Annotated in this window: 18 protein-coding genes and 1 tRNA gene; 7 read left to right on the top strand and 12 right to left on the bottom strand. The window is 42.7% G+C overall.

Annotation, left to right across the window (positions count from 1 at the left end; genetic code table 11):
* The first annotated feature begins 29 nt into the window (after positions 1 to 29).
* From pyrH to ACO6S0_RS00800, 6 genes are all read left to right on the top strand, one after another.
* Entirely contained in the window at positions 30 to 737 is a 708-nt protein-coding gene (pyrH, locus tag ACO6S0_RS00825; RefSeq protein WP_422350158.1) for a UMP kinase, read from the top strand.
* A 42-nt stretch (positions 738 to 779) separates the two neighbouring features.
* Positions 780 to 1,334: a ribosome recycling factor gene (gene frr, locus ACO6S0_RS00820; protein ID WP_422350157.1), complete on the top strand. Its 555-nt coding sequence runs from the start codon at positions 780 to 782 to the stop codon at positions 1,332 to 1,334.
* A gap of 75 nt (positions 1,335 to 1,409) precedes the next feature.
* Positions 1,410 to 3,806 carry an efflux RND transporter permease subunit gene (locus tag ACO6S0_RS00815; RefSeq protein WP_422350156.1) on the top strand — a complete coding sequence of 799 codons (2,397 nt, stop codon included), beginning with the start codon at positions 1,410 to 1,412 and terminating at the stop codon, positions 3,804 to 3,806.
* 86 nt (positions 3,807 to 3,892) lie between these two features.
* Positions 3,893 to 5,326, top strand: a complete 1,434-nt coding sequence (gene asnS / locus ACO6S0_RS00810; RefSeq protein ID WP_422350155.1) for an asparagine--tRNA ligase — start codon at positions 3,893 to 3,895, stop codon at positions 5,324 to 5,326.
* Positions 5,327 to 5,369: 43 nt separating this feature from the next.
* Positions 5,370 to 6,827 (top strand): RNA polymerase factor sigma-54, encoded by a 1,458-nt coding sequence (gene rpoN, locus ACO6S0_RS00805; protein WP_422350154.1) that lies wholly within the window; start codon positions 5,370 to 5,372, stop codon positions 6,825 to 6,827.
* Positions 6,827 to 7,429 carry a hypothetical protein gene (locus ACO6S0_RS00800; RefSeq protein ID WP_422350153.1) on the top strand — a complete coding sequence of 201 codons (603 nt, stop codon included), beginning with the start codon at positions 6,827 to 6,829 and terminating at the stop codon, positions 7,427 to 7,429. The genes rpoN and ACO6S0_RS00800 overlap by 1 nt, the downstream gene beginning before the upstream one ends.
* Here ACO6S0_RS00800 and ACO6S0_RS00795 read toward each other — a convergent pair.
* From ACO6S0_RS00795 to ACO6S0_RS00750, 10 genes are all read right to left on the bottom strand, one after another.
* On the bottom strand, positions 7,424 to 8,083 hold the full coding sequence (locus ACO6S0_RS00795; RefSeq protein ID WP_422350152.1) for a porin family protein: 660 nt from the start codon (positions 8,081 to 8,083) through the stop codon (positions 7,424 to 7,426). The two genes, ACO6S0_RS00800 and ACO6S0_RS00795, sit on opposite strands and share 6 nt — an antisense overlap.
* A 99-nt stretch (positions 8,084 to 8,182) precedes the next feature.
* Complete coding sequence (locus ACO6S0_RS00790; RefSeq protein WP_422350151.1) at positions 8,183 to 8,659, bottom strand: ExbD/TolR family protein; 477 nt, start codon at positions 8,657 to 8,659, stop codon at positions 8,183 to 8,185.
* Between the two features lie 8 nt (positions 8,660 to 8,667).
* Entirely contained in the window at positions 8,668 to 9,288 is a 621-nt protein-coding gene (locus tag ACO6S0_RS00785; protein ID WP_422350150.1) for an ExbD/TolR family protein, read from the bottom strand.
* A 178-nt stretch (positions 9,289 to 9,466) separates the two neighbouring features.
* On the bottom strand, positions 9,467 to 9,949 hold the full coding sequence (locus ACO6S0_RS00780; RefSeq protein ID WP_249970193.1) for an ExbD/TolR family protein: 483 nt from the start codon (positions 9,947 to 9,949) through the stop codon (positions 9,467 to 9,469).
* Positions 9,950 to 9,961: 12 nt separating this feature from the next.
* Positions 9,962 to 10,579, bottom strand: a complete 618-nt coding sequence (locus ACO6S0_RS00775; protein ID WP_420402101.1) for an ExbD/TolR family protein — start codon at positions 10,577 to 10,579, stop codon at positions 9,962 to 9,964.
* A gap of 12 nt (positions 10,580 to 10,591) precedes the next feature.
* Positions 10,592 to 11,038: a hypothetical protein gene (locus ACO6S0_RS00770; RefSeq protein WP_138835613.1), complete on the bottom strand. Its 447-nt coding sequence runs from the start codon at positions 11,036 to 11,038 to the stop codon at positions 10,592 to 10,594.
* Positions 11,039 to 11,064: 26 nt separating this feature from the next.
* The gene (locus ACO6S0_RS00765; RefSeq protein ID WP_422350149.1) at positions 11,065 to 11,799 is read right to left on the bottom strand and encodes a MotA/TolQ/ExbB proton channel family protein; all 735 of its coding nucleotides are present in this window, start codon (positions 11,797 to 11,799) and stop codon (positions 11,065 to 11,067) included.
* A gap of 78 nt (positions 11,800 to 11,877) precedes the next feature.
* Positions 11,878 to 11,965, bottom strand: a tRNA-Ser gene (locus ACO6S0_RS00760).
* A gap of 69 nt (positions 11,966 to 12,034) precedes the next feature.
* The gene (locus ACO6S0_RS00755) at positions 12,035 to 13,060 is read right to left on the bottom strand and encodes an asparaginase (RefSeq protein ID WP_422350148.1); all 1,026 of its coding nucleotides are present in this window, start codon (positions 13,058 to 13,060) and stop codon (positions 12,035 to 12,037) included.
* Between the two features lie 9 nt (positions 13,061 to 13,069).
* Complete coding sequence (locus ACO6S0_RS00750; protein WP_422350147.1) at positions 13,070 to 13,837, bottom strand: TatD family hydrolase; 768 nt, start codon at positions 13,835 to 13,837, stop codon at positions 13,070 to 13,072.
* Positions 13,838 to 13,874: 37 nt separating this feature from the next.
* On the opposite strand from ACO6S0_RS00750, the gene ACO6S0_RS00745 reads away from it, so the two are divergent.
* Entirely contained in the window at positions 13,875 to 14,318 is a 444-nt protein-coding gene (locus ACO6S0_RS00745) for a retropepsin-like aspartic protease (RefSeq protein WP_422350146.1), read from the top strand.
* Positions 14,319 to 14,505: 187 nt separating this feature from the next.
* Here the strand turns inward: ACO6S0_RS00745 and odhB are convergent, their stop codons facing one another.
* The gene (odhB, locus tag ACO6S0_RS00740; protein ID WP_422350145.1) at positions 14,506 to 15,729 is read right to left on the bottom strand and encodes a 2-oxoglutarate dehydrogenase complex dihydrolipoyllysine-residue succinyltransferase; all 1,224 of its coding nucleotides are present in this window, start codon (positions 15,727 to 15,729) and stop codon (positions 14,506 to 14,508) included.
* A 24-nt stretch (positions 15,730 to 15,753) separates the two neighbouring features.
* Complete coding sequence (locus ACO6S0_RS00735) at positions 15,754 to 18,552, bottom strand: 2-oxoglutarate dehydrogenase E1 component (RefSeq protein WP_422350144.1); 2,799 nt, start codon at positions 18,550 to 18,552, stop codon at positions 15,754 to 15,756.
* Positions 18,553 to 18,603: the final 51 nt, after the last annotated feature.

Here is an 18,603-nt window from a genome sequence, read left to right as displayed (position 1 = left end):
ATTTTTGTCCGGACTTCAAGATATCCTCAATGCAATACAAAAGAGTTTTACTAAAACTTAGTGGAGAAGCCCTAATGGGCGAACAACAATATGGAATAGATGCCAAACGGCTTGCAGAATATGCGGAAGATATAAAGGCCGTAGTGGAAAAGGGCATTGAGGTTGCCATTGTTATTGGAGGTGGCAACATTTTTAGGGGCCTGTCCGGAGCAAGCCAAGGCATGGACCGTGTTCAAGGTGACCATATGGGCATGCTGGCAACGGTAATCAATGGTCTGGCCCTGCAAAGCGCACTGGAATTGCAAGGCGTGGAAACACGATTGCAGTCTGCCATCAAAATCAATGAGGTAGCCGAACCGTTTATCAGAAGGAGGGCCATGCGTCACTTGGAAAAAGGAAGAGTGGTAATTTTTGGAGGTGGAACTGGAAATCCGTATTTCACCACAGATTCTGCAGCGGTACTTCGAGCCATTGAAATCAAGGCCGATGTGATTCTCAAAGGTACCCGGGTAGATGGTATCTACACGTCGGATCCAGAGAAAGACAAAACCGCGACCAAATTTGATTCCATTTCCTTTAACGAGGTCCTCTCCAAAGGATTGAAAGTGATGGACACCACCGCCTTTACGTTAAGCCAAGAAAACGAGCTGCCCATTGTGGTCTTTGATATGAATACCCGGGGCAACCTTATGCGAATAGTTTCTGGGGAGAACATTGGAACCGTGGTCAATATCTAAAATTGGTACGAGCTTTGATGCCAGAAGTAAAAATTTAGGATTATGAACGAAGAAGTAACTTTTATTCTAGACACCACCAAGGAAAGTATGGAAGGGAGCATTTCCCATTTGGAAAAGGCCTTGGTTAAAATTCGTGCGGGTAAAGCCAGCCCTGTAATGCTTTCAACTGTAATGGTTGAATATTACGGCTCGCCCACTCCACTTTCCCAGGTCTCGAACATCAATACTCCGGACGCACGTACCATATCCGTACAACCTTGGGAAAAGTCGCTTCTTCAAGAAATAGAAACCGCCATTATGAATGCCAATCTGGGTTTTAATCCCATGAACAATGGCGAGATGGTCATCATTAATGTCCCACCGTTGACGGAGGAGCGCCGGATCCAGTTGGTAAAACAAGCTAAATCTGAGGCTGAAGATGCCAAAGTGAGCATTAGGAACGCCAGACAAGATGCCAACAAGGAGCTCAAGAAGCTTGAAATCTCAGAAGATTTATTGAGCAATGCCGAAGTTGATGTTCAGGAACTAACAGACACCTTCAGCAAAAAAGTGGATGCCATTCTTACCGTCAAAGAGGCAGAAATCATGAAGGTATAGCCTCCACAAACAACCCTTGGCTATCTTTAGGAACACAAACAATCATTTTCTACCTTTGCGCCCAATAAAAATCGTATGGTAGCAAAGCTTACAAGAGGATTTTGGCCCACGGTCGCACGTCTAATTCTGCGCAATAGAATTTTGATCCTTCTTGGAGTTGCCGCCTTTACGGTCTTCTTGGCCATGCAGTGGAAGAACATGCAGTTCTCCAATACAGAAGCCAACATTCTACCAGATGACCACCCAGCCACTGTACAGTACAATGCCTTCAAGAGCATTTTTGGGGAAGAAGGCAATGCCATAGTACTCGCTATTAGGGATTCCGCTTTGTTTACTCCCAGTAACTTCAATCGGTGGAACAAGTTGAGCAAACAATTGGATGCTTTTCCCGAGATTGACTACGTTATTTCCACGGACAATCTCAAAGTTCTAAAGAAAGACAGTGAACAGCAGGTGTTTGTTATGGAGCCCCTGATTCAGGAAGCACCCCAAACCGAAGAGGAGATAAATGCCATAAGAACCCATCTTTTTAAAGAACTTCCTTTCTACGATAATCTAATCTATAACGCTGAAAGTGAAACCATCCAAACTATCATCTACTTGGATAAGGACATTATGAACACTGCCGTTCGGAATGAATTTATCCTCAATGATCTGGGTGATTTGGTCAAGATTTTTGAAGAGGAAACCAATTTGGACGTCCGTGTTTCCGGGATGCCGTACATCCGTACCTGGAATACCAAATCCATTGTAGATGAGATTGGGGTGTTTATTGGAGCCGCACTACTTGTAACGTCCATTATTTTCTTTTTCTTCTTTAGAAGTTTCAGGGCAACCTTCATCTCCATGTTTGTGGTAATTATTGGGGTGATGTGGGCCTTTGGAATCTTGGGCCTTTTCCAATATGAAATAACGATACTTACAGCCCTTATTCCACCCTTGATCATTGTAATTGGAATACCTAATTGCATCTTCTTGATCAACAAATATCAGCAAGAGGTCAAAAAACACGGGAATCAGGCCCTTTCGCTACAAAGGGTCATTTCCAAAATTGGGAATGCCACTTTGATGACCAACATCACCACAGCTTCGGGATTTGCCACTTTTATCATCCTTGACAGCGATCTGCTAAAGGAATTTGGTATTGTAGCTTCCATCAACATTGTTGGGATTTTCGTCCTTTCGCTATTGATTATCCCCATTTTGTACAGTTTTATGCCGCTTCCCAAGACCAAGCACTTAAAACACTTGAACAAAAAGTGGATTGACATGTTCGTCAATTGGATGGAACATATCGTTAGAAATCATCGTATTGCTGTCTACATTACCTCAGTCATTGTGTTGGTATTGAGCATTATCGGTATTTACCAAATTGAAATTACAGGCAGTAGAATTGAAGACTTGCCCAAAAACACCCACTACTTTAAGGACATTCGTTTTTTTGAGGAAGAGTTTGATGGCATCATGCCCATGGAAATTGTTGTGGACACCAAGCGAAAAAATGGGGTTACCAAACCAGCCACCTTAAGACGCATGGATCAGTTGGGAACCGTTATTGAGGAGATACCGGAACTGTCCAAGCCAGTATCCGTGGTCAATCTGGTAAAATATTCCAAGCAAGCCTTTTACAACGGTATCCCTAAATATTATCAGCTCCCTACGTCCCAGGAAAACACCTTTATCATGGATGTGGTCAGAAAGTCCTCAAGCGACGGTGACCTACTTGAAAGTTTTGTGGATAGCACTGGACAGACAGCAAGGTTGACCACTTACATGCGTGATGTGAAAATTGACCGCATGGAGGAAATCGAGAAGGATGTGCAGGAATCCATCACCAAGTTCTTTCCTTCGGAGCGATTTAATGTATATATGACCGGAAAGGCCCTGTTGTTCCTCAAGGGTACCAGATACCTGGTCAAGAATTTACTATTGTCACTGGCGCTCGCCATTGGACTAATTTCATTGTTCATGGCCTATTTGTTCCGTTCGTTTCGGATGATCGTCATTTCATTGGTACCCAACTTACTCCCGCTGGTCATTACCGCTGGGGTTATGGGTTATCTGGGAGTGCCCATCAAGCCTTCCACCATTCTGGTTTTCAGCATTGCTTTCGGAATTTCCGTGGATGACACCATTCACTTCTTGGCCAAATACCGCCAAGAACTGGCCACCCATAAATGGCATATCAAAAGATCCGTATATGCGGCGCTTCGGGAAACAGGGGTAAGTATGTTCTATACCTCCATTGTCCTGTTCTTTGGATTTTCCGTATTCATCATTTCAAGTTTTGGGGGCACCAAGGCCTTGGGAGGATTGGTATCCGCCACTTTGCTCTTTGCAATGCTCGCCAACTTGATTCTACTTCCTTCCTTACTCCTATCATTGGAGCGAAGCATTGCCAACAAACAAGTACTCAAAAAACCACAGATAGATATCCTTCCCCAGGAAGAAGTCAATATCAAGGACAAATAGCCACAAGGTCTGTTTTAATTGCAGTTTACGTGTTATCCTTTTTGACCAAAAAGCTATCTTTACCGCTTAATTTACCATAGATTATAATGAAGTCTTATTCTGTAAAAGAACTGCTTGCAAAGCAACCAATTGGAGAAAGTGTAGAGGTGAACGGATGGGTAAAAACCTTTAGAAGCAACCGTTTTGTAGCGCTGAATGATGGATCTACCATTCATAACCTTCAATGTGTCGTCGATTTTGAAAATTTCGATGAGGAATTGCTCAAGCAGATATCCACAGGTGCCGCCTTAAAGGTAACTGGCACCCTTGTTGAAAGCCAGGGAAGAGGCCAGAGTGTGGAAATCCAGGCAACAGACGTCTTTGTCCATGGTACCGCCGATCCGGAGACCTATCCAATTCAACCTAAAAAGCACTCTTTGGAATTTCTAAGGGAGAAAGCGCATTTAAGGGTACGCACCAATACGTTTTCTGCAGTAATGCGGGTACGATCAGCCTTGGCTTTTGCCGTCCACCAATATTTCCAGCAGAATGGCTTTTATTATATGCATCCCCCAATAATTACAGGCTCTGATGCCGAGGGAGCTGGGGAAATGTTCAGGGTAAGTACCTTGGAACCACAAAACACGCCTTTAACAGAAGACGGTGCGGTTGATTATTCCCAAGACTTCTTTGGAAAGGAGACCAACTTGACCGTTTCCGGGCAGTTGGAAGCCGAAACCTACGCCATGGGATTGGGAAAGGTCTATACCTTTGGCCCCACGTTTAGGGCGGAAAATTCCAATACGTCCAGACACTTGGCAGAGTTCTGGATGATAGAACCGGAAATGGCTTTCTATGACCTGGACGGCAACATGGACTTGGCAGAGGATTTTATTCAATCCATCCTTAAATATGTATTGGAGAACTGCAAAGATGACCTGGAGTTTTTGGAAAAGCGTCTTTTGGATGAAGAAAAATCCAAACCCCAAAACGAGAGGTCGGAGATGGCGCTTATCGAAAAGCTCAAGTTTATTGTGGATAACAACTTTAAACGTGTAAGCTATACGGAGGCTATAGACATTCTGAGGAACAGTAAGCCCAACAAGAAAAAGAAATTCCAGTTTCCCATTAACGAATGGGGTGCCGATCTTCAAAGCGAACATGAGCGGTTCTTGGTGGAAAAACACTTTAAGTGCCCTGTGATCCTATTTGATTACCCGGCCAACATCAAAGCTTTCTATATGCGATTGAACGAAGATGGCAAAACAGTCCGGGCCATGGATGTTTTGTTTCCCGGGATTGGAGAAATTGTGGGAGGCTCGCAAAGGGAAGAACGCCTGGAAGTACTCCAACAAAAAATCAAAGCGCTGGATATTGATGAGAAGGAACTGTGGTGGTACCTTGATCTTAGACGATTTGGAACCGCTGTCCACAGTGGATTTGGGCTTGGGTTTGAACGTATGGTTCAATTTGCCACAGGCATGGGGAATATCCGGGATGTTATCCCCTACCCAAGGTTTCCTCAAAATGCGGAATTTTAATAGGATTGCGTAATTTTATCAGAAAGCAATACGGTAGTTTTTTATGCTAAAACAACATCTTCAATTCAAGCTTTCCCAGAAACTGTCACCGCAGCAGATTCAGCTTATGAAGTTGATTCAATTGCCCACTCAGGCCTTTGAACAACGATTAAAGCAAGAATTGGAGGAAAACCCTGCCTTGGAGAGCGGAAAAGAGGAAAAGGAAGGCATTGATGATGCGTATGAGGATGCCTTTGACGATTCTACCGACAGCGAAACCATATCTGCTGACGAAATCAATATAGACGACTACCTTAGTGATGATGAGATTCCGGACTATCGAACCCAGACAAGCAACTATAGTGCGGATGATGACGAAAAGAGCATTCCTTACGCTTCTGGTACTTCATTTAACCAATATTTAATCAACCAGCTCAATACCATTTATCTAGATGACCAGGAATGGGCCATTGCCGAGTTTTTGGTGGGAAGCGTAGATGAAAGTGGTTACATCCGCAGACCTCTTTCAGATATTATGGACGATTTGGCCTTTACCCAAAACATTTATGTGGAGGAAACAGACATTGAAGCAGTCCTTAAAACCGTCCAGGAATTGGATCCCCCTGGTGTGGGAGCGCGGTCATTGGGAGAGTGTTTGATCATCCAGCTCAAAAGAAAGGAAAGAACACCAGCAGTGGAATTGGCCATAACCATTTTGGAGAAGTCCTTTGACCAGTTTACAAAGAAGCACTATTCCAAACTACTGCAAAAGCACCATATTGGCGAGGAGGAGCTCAAAGAAGCCATTTCGGAAATTGAGAAATTGAATCCAAAACCCGGTGGCTCCTATGCCGGTAGCACTCGAATTATTGAGCATATTGTTCCAGATTTTTCCATCAAAATTGTTGAAGGAGAATTGGAGCTGACCCTGAACGGTAGAAATGCGCCGGAACTGCACGTAAGCCGGGATTACAGCAATATGCTGGAGGGCTACAAAAATTCCAAGGAAAAATCCAAGGCCCAAAAAGACACGGTTCTTTTTATCAAGCAAAAACTGGATGCGGCCAAGTGGTTTATTGATGCTATCAAACAACGGCAGCAAACCTTGTATGTGACCATGAGCTCCATTATGAATTACCAAAAGGATTATTTCCTAAGTGGGGACGAGCGTAAGTTGCGCCCAATGATTCTCAAGGATATTGCGGATCAAATTGGCATGGATGTTTCCACCGTTTCAAGAGTTGCAAACAGTAAATATGTGGACACTCCCTATGGCACCAAACTGATTAAGGAATATTTCTCTGAAGCCATGAAAAATGAGCAGGGAGAAGATGTTTCCACCAAGGAAATCAAAAAAATATTGGAAACCGTAATTGGTGAAGAAGAAAAGAAAAAGCCGTTAACTGACGATAAATTAGCCAAAATACTAAAGGAAAGAGGGTATCCCATAGCAAGGAGAACCGTCGCCAAATACCGAGAGCAGCTAGGAATACCTGTGGCGAGGTTAAGAAAGCAAATCTAATGCATCATTTCCTCAATATTATCTCGTACATTTTTCACCCTTTATTTGTCCCGATAGGAGGAACATTGCTCTTCTTCAGGTTAACCCCATATAGTACTCTGGAAGTGCAGAGCGGTAATATTCTTCCCATTTTTATTCTAACGGTAATTATCCCGATTATTTTCTTTCTTATCCTGAAAAATCTAGGGGTCATTAAATCTATTTTTCTGCCCACCCTTCAGGAACGCAAGTATCCCTTATATATCAGCTGTGTGCTACTTCTAATGATTCTGTACAAGGTAATCCCCAACAACTATGTGAATGAGCTTTTCTTCTTTTTCACCGGTTTGTTGACCGCAACGGGGGCTGCCCTGATATTGCTGTTTCTCAAATTCAAGACCAGTATGCACCTATTGGGCATGGGAAGCTTGTTGATGTTCATGATTGGACTTAGCATCCACTTTGAACAAAACATCACCCTTGGAATAAGTTTGTTTACCCTATTGACCGGACTCGTGGCAACTTCAAGATTGTACCTCAAAGCACACAGTAAAGCCGAATTGTTGATTGGGTTTATGGTTGGGATGGGATCCCAACTGCTTATCTTAAAGTACTGGCTATAAAATGTAAAAAATCAAGCCGATACGCAGCACACGCATATCTATGGATTCTCCGCCTTCAATTTGGGTTCCATCTTCCAGCAAGGGATTAAGGGCATAATAGGCATGAATATTCCAAGTATTATAGCCAAAACTCAAGGTCAATCCGTATTGCAGTTTTTCGATATCGCCATTCGAAAATCCCTCAGCTCCTGTTTCATCCATGACCAACCTTGATCTTCCAGAAAAGACATAGCCCAATCTGCCTCCTGCATAAATTCTCCAAAACTTATATTCCTCGGCAGTTGACGTACGCCATCTTAATTCCAAGGGAACTTCAACGGTATGGGTTTCCAACTTGCTTCGAACTATGTCGTCCGTACTCACCACTTCATACGTGACAGCATCCCCGATTTGGGTGGCTTTAATATTGGTATAATAAGAATTGACGGCATATCCCAATCCAAGTCCCAATCCAACATTTCTTCTGCGTGATAGTGGAATATCCTTGATAAATCCCGTCTGCAGATTGTACGAAAGACTTCTTTGAACCACATCCGTTGGCCTATCGAGTAAAAAATTAAATCCCAAACCAACATAGAACTGATCCTCCAAGTACCGGTCATCCACCGGCTGTGGAGTTTGGGCAGAAATTCCTTGGATGGCAAACCAGCTCAAAAGCAATGTTATTAAAGAAGTCCAATTCCTCATAGGCAAAAGCAGTAAAAACAATCCAAAATACACATTTGGATTGTTTTTTAGCTAAAATTATCTGGCTTATTGTCCAGAAAAACTGTTGCCCTCGTAAGTGGTATAATTCACTTTTAGCAAGTTTACTTTTCGCAGTTCTTCCTTGATATCAGAAACGATGCCCATACCCACTTTTTTGTCTACTTTTAAGGAAACCGTTACCAAATTTCTTATGGCATCCGGTTTTTTGGCAAGCTCCGAAAGCACATAAGGGGCAACCTCATTTACATTGGCCAATCTTTTGTCCAATTGGATTTTAGGTTCTGTACCCAAAACCTTGGCCAAATCCTCGGTGGGCTTCCCAACATATATCTCAATGACCCGATCCTTCTTTTCCAATTTCTTGACTTGATCTGCCTTTGGCAGTTCATTGTCAACCAGCATAGGATAGTCCTTGATGGTAGTCACCGTCATAAAAAAGAAGAGGAGCATAAATACAATATCCGGTAAGGACGCGGTTGAAATTGCCGGCATTCCCTTTTTGCTTTTTTTAAAATTTCCCATGATCTTTTTTATTTAGTTTGATTGGTTTGCGCTTCGGACAACTGCATGGGAAACAAGTCCCTAATTGCCAAAATATGCTCCTTCAGCTCCTTTTTGATTTCAGGTGGGGTCTCAACATCATAATAACGCTTCTCCATTTCCACAAAATCCATATTGAACAAACGCTGGGACTCCCTATTTCTCAATTCGTTATATGCCGCAGTCAATTCATTTTGCACCGTGACATAGGTGCCATAGGTAGCCTCTCGATCACTGTTCAAAGAAATAATAGCTTCCTTGGGATGGTCTGATGAATTTGGATTTCGTGCTCCCATACAGTAACTGCAATGGTTTTTCTCTCCCTGGATCTCTCCACCATTGTCCAAAAATGCAATTGCCGCATTTCGAAGGTCTTTGAGCTGCATAACTTTGCTTTCCACCATGAGTTCATCATTTTTGTTCAGAACAATCCTGAACACGTTTCGCTCATTAAACGTAATAGGTGGTGTGGGTTCTTTTGAAGGTAACTTTCTATCCAGTCCCATATCGGTTTGGATAGTTGCCGTGACCAAGAAAAAAATAAGTAACAGAAAGGCAATATCTGCCATGGATCCGGCATTCACTTCCGGGATTTCGTTGTTTCTAGCCATAATGAAAATATTTAGTTGGACGTAATGATTAATTAGCCCGAATGGGCTATCCAAACCATCACAACAACTATTCCAAAACACTGGAGACCAACACGATTCGGAAGATTTAATGAAAGTGCATAAAAAAACGCTCCAAATCTAAAACTTGGAGCGTTTTCCACTAAATCTAAGTTATTGTCTACTGCAGATTGTTGAAAGCATTACCTTCATAAGTCGTATAGTTGACCTTAAGGGCATTTACTTCTCTCAATTGTTGTTTAATATCGGCAATAAGACCCATATTGGCGTTCTTATCCACCTTCAATGCGGTAGTCAATACATTTTGTAATTCTTGTGGTTTTTTGGCACGCTCTGCCAAAATATAAGATCCTACCTCATCCACATTTGCAAACTTATCGTTCAACTGGATTTTGGGCTCAGTACCAAAAACCTTTTGATATTCTTGCGTAGGCTTCCCTACATAAATGTAGATAACTCGGTCTTTTTTCTCCAACTTCTTGATTTCAGTTGCATTTGGAAGCGTATTTTCCACCAACAAAGAACTATCTTTCATCGTAGTTACCGTCATAAAAAAGAACAGTAGCATAAATACGATGTCTGGCAACGATGCGGTTGATACCGCAGGCAAATCGCCATCTTTCTTTTTTGCAAACTTTGCCATACGTTAATTACTTTAGTTACTTGTTGTTTCAGCTTCCGATAGTTTCTGTGGAAACATATCTTGAATCCTCTTTACATCATCCTTCAGTTTTTCCAACTGGGACGCTGACAATAAATCTTTGTTTTTAGGATCCAAATATTCGGCTTCCATTTCAACAAAAGATCTTCCAAAGATTCTTTCGGCTTCTCTGTTTCTAAGGTCGTTGTAAGCTCCTACCAACTCATTCTGAACGGTAATATAGGTACTGTACTTGGTTTCCCTATCATTCTTCAGAGAGATAATCGCTTTGGATGGGTTATCCGAGGAAGCTGGATCTTTACGTCCCTTGCAGTAATTGCAGGAACCATCCGCTCCATTTTCAAGAAAGTCCATGGCGGCCTTTCTCAAACCTTTCAAGTCCATCAACTCATCCTCAACCAGCAATTGTCCATTTTTATTGATGTTAACCGTAAAAATGTTCTTTTGCTTGATTACCACATCCTCCTCTGGCGGTTCCATTGGTGGCAACATACGATCCAATCCTGCATCCGTTTCAATGGTCGTGGTAACCAGGAAAAAGATAAGCAATAGGAAAGCGATGTCTGCCATAGAACCGGCATTCACTTCTGGTGCTCCTTTTCTTCTAGGCATAACTTTGAGTTTTTACTTAACAAACATTTTTTTCAACCCTGGAAAAACCATTAGAGCTACGGCTACGGCAGTTAGGATAAAGAAAACATTCAATCCCATGCCAATGTTCTTAACCGTTCCTTCCGTTGCGACAATGTTTGGATTGTTGGCAAATGAATCCGCTACCGCCTTTGCTTCTTCAGAAGAAGAAAGTCCATAAGAAATGGCTACCACAATGGCCAAACCTCCAAGTGCAAACAGTGTTTTCTTGAGGCTTCCAGGTGTGGAAAGCAATTTTTTAAGTCCAAAGAACAATGAAGCCACAACAGCTATTGCCAATAATATGTACATGATAACGAACATAAAGTTCATTGATCCGCTATTAATGGCATCTGGGTCATCAGCGGATGGTAGAGAGAACCAAAGTACGGCTGCTACCAACCCGATGACAATCAATACTATTTTAATTATTTTATTCATGATTCCCGATAGTTTAAATTTCGTAATTACTTTTTATGTGCTGCCAACATATCTATTAAAGATATGGAGGAGTCTTCCATGTCATTTACGATACTATCGATTTTTGCAATGATATAGTTGTAGAAAATTTGAAGGATAATCGCAGTGATCAAACCGAATACGGTTGTCAATAACGCCACCTGAATATCACCAGCAATCAAAGAGGCACTCAAGTTACCCACAGCTGCAATTTTCTGGAAGGCCGCAATCATACCAATTACCGTTCCCATGAACCCAAGCATGGGTGCAATAGCGATAAACAATGATAGCCAAGAAACGTTTTTCTCCAATTGTCCCATTTGAACCCCACCATAAGCCACAACAGCTTTTTCAGCGGATTCCAAACCTTCACCAGCTCTATCCAAACCTTGGTAGAAAATGGAAGCAACAGGCCCTTTGGTGTTTCTGCATACCTCTTTAGCAGCTTCAACGCCACCGGAAGCCAAAGCATCTTCCACTTGTTGCTTCAGTTTGGCAGAATTGGTACTGGCCAAATTCAAATAAATTATTCTCTCAATGGCAACCGCCAATCCCAGGATCAAACATAAAAGTACGATTCCCATGAAAGCAGGACCCCCTTGGATAAACTGTTCTTTCAAAACCTGGGTGAAACCTTTGCTGGCTTCGGCCGCGGCTTCATCTTGAAACATAGCTGCAGATGCAGTTGTAGTTCCCATAACAAACATTCCGGCAGCAGCCAGAGTAAAGGATAATTTTTTCATTTTTCTAAAACTTAAATTTAGTTAGTTAATAATGTTAAAGATATAAAAATTTTTATACCAAAGAATTTTAATACCTAGCAGAGAGGAAGGGATTCGAACCCTCGATACACTTTTGGTGTATACACACTTTCCAGGCGTGCGCCTTCGACCACTCGGCCACCTCTCTAATCAATCTCAGTATAGGCCGAGCAATAAACGAAAAAATAATTATTTAACGAAATTTAAGGAGTTAATTTTAGTGCATTTCGCCGCGTAAGGAAGTTTCGAAAATGGTTTTAAAAAGCCTGCGGGAAACCTTGGTTCCCAACAGGTACATCGCCTTGGTAATTGCCGCCTCCGTCGTAATATCCTTTCCACTAATCAATTGCATCTGCCTGAGCTTTTCACTGGACTCATAAAGCCCCATGGCAACACTTCCTCCAGAACACTGGGTAACATTAATAATATGTAGACCTTTGCGGACGGCTTTTCCAATTTCAGACAAAAACCAATCGTCCATTGGAGCATTTCCAGCACCATAGGTTTCCAGAATCAATACTTTTAATCCCGTTACTTGCAAAGCCGATTTTAGCACTTCTTGATTCAATCCCGGGAAAAGTTTAAGCACCATGACATTGTCGTCCATGTTCTTGTGCACTTGTAAGGGTTTTGATTTTGAAGGTCGTTTCAACAGATAGGAATGATGCACATTAAGATGCACTCCAGATTCTACTAAAGGTGGATGATTTAGGGAAGCGAACGCCTCAAAATGCTCCGCATTGATTTTGGTTGTCCTATTGGCCCTGTACAGCTTATATTCAAAGTATAGCCCCACCTCCTGAATCACGGGTTTACCCTTGCTCTGTAATGCTGCAATCTGAATGGAGGTAATCAGATTTTCCTTGGCATCCGTGCGCAGGTCCCCAATGGGCAACTGCGACCCGGTAAAGATGACAGGTTTGGCCAAATTCTCCAACATAAAACTTAGGGCCGATGCTGAATAGCTCATGGTATCGCTCCCATGCAGCACCACAAAACCATCATAAGCTTTATAGTTTTCCTCAATCATGGTGGCTATGGTTGCCCAGTATTTTGGATTCATGTTTGAAGAATCAATGGGGTCCTCCAATGAAAGCCCTTGAATTTCACAATCCAGTTGGTTCAGTTCAGGAATGTTGTTGACCAGCTCTTCAAAATTGAACGCTTTTAGAGCTCCAGTTTCATAATCCTTGACCATTCCAATGGTGCCTCCCGTATAGATCAACAATATGTTTGTTTTCATTTCTTCAGATTAAATTCCAAAAACCTGTTTTGAATTTTCCGTGGTAATATTGGCAATCGCTTCCTTGTCCATGCTATAGATCTCAGATAACTTTTCCAACACCTTAATTATATAGGAACTTTCATTTCGCTTTCCCCTAAACGGCACTGGCGCCAGATATGGGGAGTCCGTTTCAAGGACGATATGCTCCAGGTCCACTTCATGCAAGAACTGATCTATTTTTCCATTTTTGAAGGTGGCCACCCCTCCAATTCCCAGTTTCATATTGAACGAAATAGCTCGATGCGCCTGCTCCAACGTTCCGGTAAAGCAATGGAATATCCCATACATATCTTCACCTTTTTCCTGTTCCAATACTTCAAATATCTCGTCAAAGGATTCCCGGGAATGGATCACAATGGGAAGTTGGTATTTCTTCGCCAACCTAATCTGATGGATAAAAGCTTCTTGCTGCTGCTTTAAAAAGGATTTATCCCAGTACAAATCGATACCGATTTCCCCCACCGCATAGAACTTTCTTTTGGCCAACATCTCCTCCACATGCTGCAATTCTTCCTTGAAGTTTTCTTTCACATGGGTAGGATGCAATCCCATCATCAAAAAAACATTGTTGGGAAAGTCAGATTCCAAATCCAACATGGATTGGGTATAGGTGGAATCAATTGCTGGAATGAAGAATCGTTCCACTCCCAAATTCATGGCAGATTGTATGATTTGGGCCCGATCTTCATCAAAGGCTTCGCTATACAAATGGGTATGTGTATCCGTTATAACCATAAAGCAAAAATAGGTTTATCTTTAATAAAAATTGTGGATGAAAACCCTCAAAAAATTCTTGAAATCCAAAAATTACGCGCGGATACCCTTGGTGTTGACAGCCACCAATCATTTTGAAATTTCAGCCATGATCAATGGGATCTCAGGTCGATTTATCCTGGATACGGGAGCCTCCAACACCTGTGTGGGCATGGATAAAATAGACTACTTCAAAATGATTTCTGAAGTATCTGATATCAAGGCTGCAGGTGCGGGTGCAACCGAAATGGAAACCTTGGTCTCTGCAAAAAACAAAGTTCAGATTGGGTCTTGGACCAAGAAAAAACAGAAAATCGTGCTGTTTGATTTGGTCCATGTAAATCAGGCCTTAACCTCACATAACTCCCTACCTGTTGATGGCATTATAGGCGGAGATATCCTTAATAAAGGAAAAGCTATTATCGACTATGATAAAAGGTGCTTGTTTTTGAAAAAGCCATAATCAATTACCTGAAAACCTTCACCGTATTGGTTATTGGTTAAACATACAAAATGGACAAAAGCTGAGAGAATTAATGGAATTTCCCATTTTCAAATCCAAGCATTTTCACCTTTTTAGCATGCGATAGACCCTAGGAAGTTCCCTATCCCTAAAAGAGCGCCAGAAACAAAATCGAAGCTAATCTGCCCTATAACTCCAGAGCCTTCTTTACATTGCCGTCCATCAGTAATTCTTCAGGACTTTCCAATGCTTCCTTCACGGCAACCAAGAATCCCACGGATTCCTTTCCATCAATAATTCTATGGTCATAGGACAAAGCCACGTACATAATTGGCGCAATGACCACCTGTCCATCCTTGGCAATGGGTCGTTCCACAATGTTGTGCATTCCAAGTATGGCACTTTGCGGAGGATTAATAATAGGCGTGGACAACATGGAGCCAAACACCCCTCCGTTGGTTATGGTAAAGGTACCTCCGGTCATTTCATCCACAGTGATCTCTCCCTCCCTAGCTCTAATGGCCAACCTTTTAACCTCGGCTTCCACACCTCTGAAAGTTAAATTCTCTGCATTTCTTATTACGGGAACCATCAATCCTTTTGGTCCGGATACAGCTATGCTGATATCACAAAAATCAAAAGACAACATTTCTTTGCCATCGATCATGGAATTTACCGCGGGATACATTTCCAAAGCACGGACTACGGCCTTTGTAAAGAAAGACATAAACCCAAGACTTACCCCGTGTTTTTCTTTAAAGGTTTCCTTGTATTCTTTTCGTAGCGCAAAAATGGGAGACATATCCACCTCGTTGAAGGTGGTCAACATAGCCGTTTCATTCTTGGCAGAAACCAATCGTTCAGCTACTTTTCTTCGAAGCATCGAAAGCTTGGAACGGGATTCTCCCCTGTTTCCACCTGTTGGAGTCCCCATGGATGGAACTGCTTTTACAGCATCATCTTTGGTGATTCGTCCATCCCTTCCTGTTCCAGAAACAGAGGTAGCATCAACGCCCTTCTCATCCAAGATTTTCTTGGCCGCAGGAGAAGGTGTTCCGGAAGCATAGGTTTCCTTTTTTGCTTCAGCCGCTTTTGGGGCTTCCACTTTTGCTGGTTCTTCCTTCGGTTCAGATTTGGCTTCTGCGGCAGGAGCTGCATCTCCCTCTGGCTTGGCGGCACTGGTATCAATCAAACATACCACCTCACCTACGGCAACGGCGTCACCTTCTTCAGCCTTTAGGGTTATGATTCCACTTTCTTCCGCTGGAAGTTCCAAAGTAGCTTTATCAGAATCGACCTCGGCAATGGCCTGGTCTTTTTCCACATAATCACCATCTTGCACCAACCACTCTGCTATTTCTACCTCGGTTATGGATTCCCCTGGCGAGGGAACTTTCATTTCTAAAACCATGTTATTCTAGTTTATGCTTTTTAATTATCGTCTAACCATATTATCCTTGGTCTTGTCAAAGACATATTCCAAGACCTGCGCATGTCTTCTTTGAGATCTTACTGCACTTCCCGCAGCAGGAGCTCCATAGAATCTTCGCGAAGCCACCCTGAAGGTTTTGGCTTCTTCAAAATGCATCAACAAATGCCCCCAAGCTCCCATATTTCTGGGTTCTTCCTGGGCCCACACCACATCCTTCGCATTCTTGTATTTCTTTAGCACACTCCGCATTTCCTTGGAAGGTAGCGGGAACAATTGTTCCAAACGGACCAAGGCCACATCGTCTCGCTGCAATTCTTCTTTTTTGTCGAGCAAATCATAGTAGAATTTCCCCGTACAGAAAACCAGGGTTTTCACCTTGGGTGCAGACGCTTCCGTATCATCAATTAACGGTTGGAAACTTCCCTTGGCCATTTCTTCCTTGGTGGATAAAACCTTTGGATGTCTCAACAAACTTTTTGGGGTAAAAACTACCAAGGGTTTTCTAAACCCAGCTTTCATTTGTCTTCGCAACAAATGGAACATATTGGCGGGGGTTGTGACATCTGCCACGTACATATTGTCCTTGGCACAAAGCTGAAGGTACCTTTCCATTCTTGCAGAAGAGTGCTCAGCACCCTGACCTTCATACCCATGTGGCAGCAATAGCACCAATCCGTTCTGCAATTTCCATTTATCCTCCGCGGAGGACAGGTATTGATCAATAATAATCTGTGCTCCATTACTGAAATCTCCGAACTGCGCTTCCCATATGGTCAAGGTTTTCGGACTAGCCATGGCGTAGCCATAATCAAATCCCATCACCGCATACTCTGATAATAGGGAGTTGTATATATGGAACTTCCCATTTTGGTTTGCTCCCAATTCATTGAGCAGGGCTACTTCCTCCTCATGCATTTCGGTCTTGATTACCGCATGTCTATGGGAAAAGGTTCCCCGTTCCACATCCTGACCGGTCATACGGACATCATAGCCTTCCTCCATCAAAGACCCATAGGCCAAAAGCTCGCCCATGGCCCAATCCAGTTGGTTGTCTTCAAAATACATTTTATTCCGGGCAGCCACTAGCCTTTCCAGCTTGCGCAAAAACTTTTTGCCTTCTGGCAGGCCTGTTATGCTCTTGGCAATTTCGTCCAGCTTTTTAAGTGGATATTTGGTGTTGATTTCACCCAACATGGCATCCTCCGTCACCTGTCTAAAACCTTCCCACTCATCTTGCATAAAAGGAGTAATACGGGTCTTCTCCACCTTACGGGAATCCAACAAATCCTCTTCCAGGTTTTTCTTGTATTCTGCTTCCAAGCTCTTGACGTAATCCTTGTCAATGATACCTTCCGCAATCAATTTTTCGGCATAGATATCCCTTGGGTTTTTGTGCTTGGAAATGGATTTGTACAATAGGGGTTGGGTAAACTTGGGTTCGTCCCCTTCATTGTGCCCATACTTTCTGTATCCCAACAAATCCAAGAAAATATCGCGTTTGTAACGCATTCTATATTCCAGCGCAAAAGTAGCCGCATGCACCACTGCCTCTGCGTCATCTGCATTTACGTGCAATACTGGCGACAAAGTCACTTTGCCCACGTCCGTGCAATAGGTGGACGATCGTGCGTCCAAATAATTGGTTGTAAATCCTATTTGGTTATTGACCACAATATGAATGGTTCCTCCCGTATGGTAGCCATCCAAGCGGGCCATTTGTATGATTTCATATACTACTCCCTGTCCTGCAAATGCGGCATCACCATGCACTAAAATTGGCAGTACCTCGGATACATTTTCTTGGTGATATCGGTCTTGTTTTGCCCTTGCAATCCCTTCAACAATTCCGTTTACCGTTTCCAGGTGGGACGGGTTGGGGGCAATATTCATATTGACCACTTTTCCCGAGTCTGTTTCTCTTGTTGAAGTCCATCCCAAATGATATTTTACATCTCCATCAAAGATGGTCTCTTCATAATCCTTCCCATCAAATTCGCTAAAGATATCCTTGGGCGATTTACCAAAGATGTTGGTCAGTACGTTCAATCGGCCACGATGGGCCATTCCCATTACAAATTGCTTCACGCCAGCATCTGCGGCTTTCTCGATAATGACATCCAAAGCGGGAATCAAAGATTCGCCACCTTCCAAGGAAAAGCGTTTTTGCCCTACATATTTGGTGTGCAAGAATCCTTCAAACGAAACGGCCTCATTCAGTTTTCTGAGAATATTTTTCTTTTCTTCTGGAGAAAAATTGGGATGGTTATCATTTACATTCAACCAATCCTGAATCCACTGAATCCGTTCCGGGGTTCGGATATACATATACTCCACCCCAATGGCATCGCAATAGATACGCTGGAGGTGGGCAATAATATCTTTTAGGGAACTGGAACCGATTCCAATAATCTTCCCTGCGTCAAAAACCGTAGCCAAATCGGCATTGGTCAGACCAAAATTGGAAATTTCCAAAGTCGGCTCATACTTTCTTCTTTCCCGAACAGGGTTGGTTTGTGTAAACAAGTGTCCTCGAGACCGATAACCATCAATCAACCTAATGACTTGAAACTCTTTTTGAAGCGTTTCGGGCATTTCTACCTGCTTTCCATTGGAAAGCACCACCATACCCGTTTCTTGAGTTTCCACCCCCAAATCTTCCAAGGAGCTTTCCAATCCAAAATCAAAACCTTGGAAAAAAGCCCTCCAACTGGGTTCAAGACTATCTGGGCTTGTTAGATATTTATCGTATAGCTCCGCAAAAAATGAGGTGTGCGCAGCATTTAAAAAGGAATATTTATCCATTGATATTTTCTAGCAAAAGCAATGCAAAAATTTAGTCAAAAATACAACAAA

The sequence above is a fragment of the Flagellimonas sp. genome (assembly GCF_965233845.1).
Classification (GTDB): domain Bacteria; phylum Bacteroidota; class Bacteroidia; order Flavobacteriales; family Flavobacteriaceae; genus Flagellimonas.
Note: the sequence above shows the minus strand (reverse complement) of the source record. Positions and strands in the feature narration are given on the sequence as shown.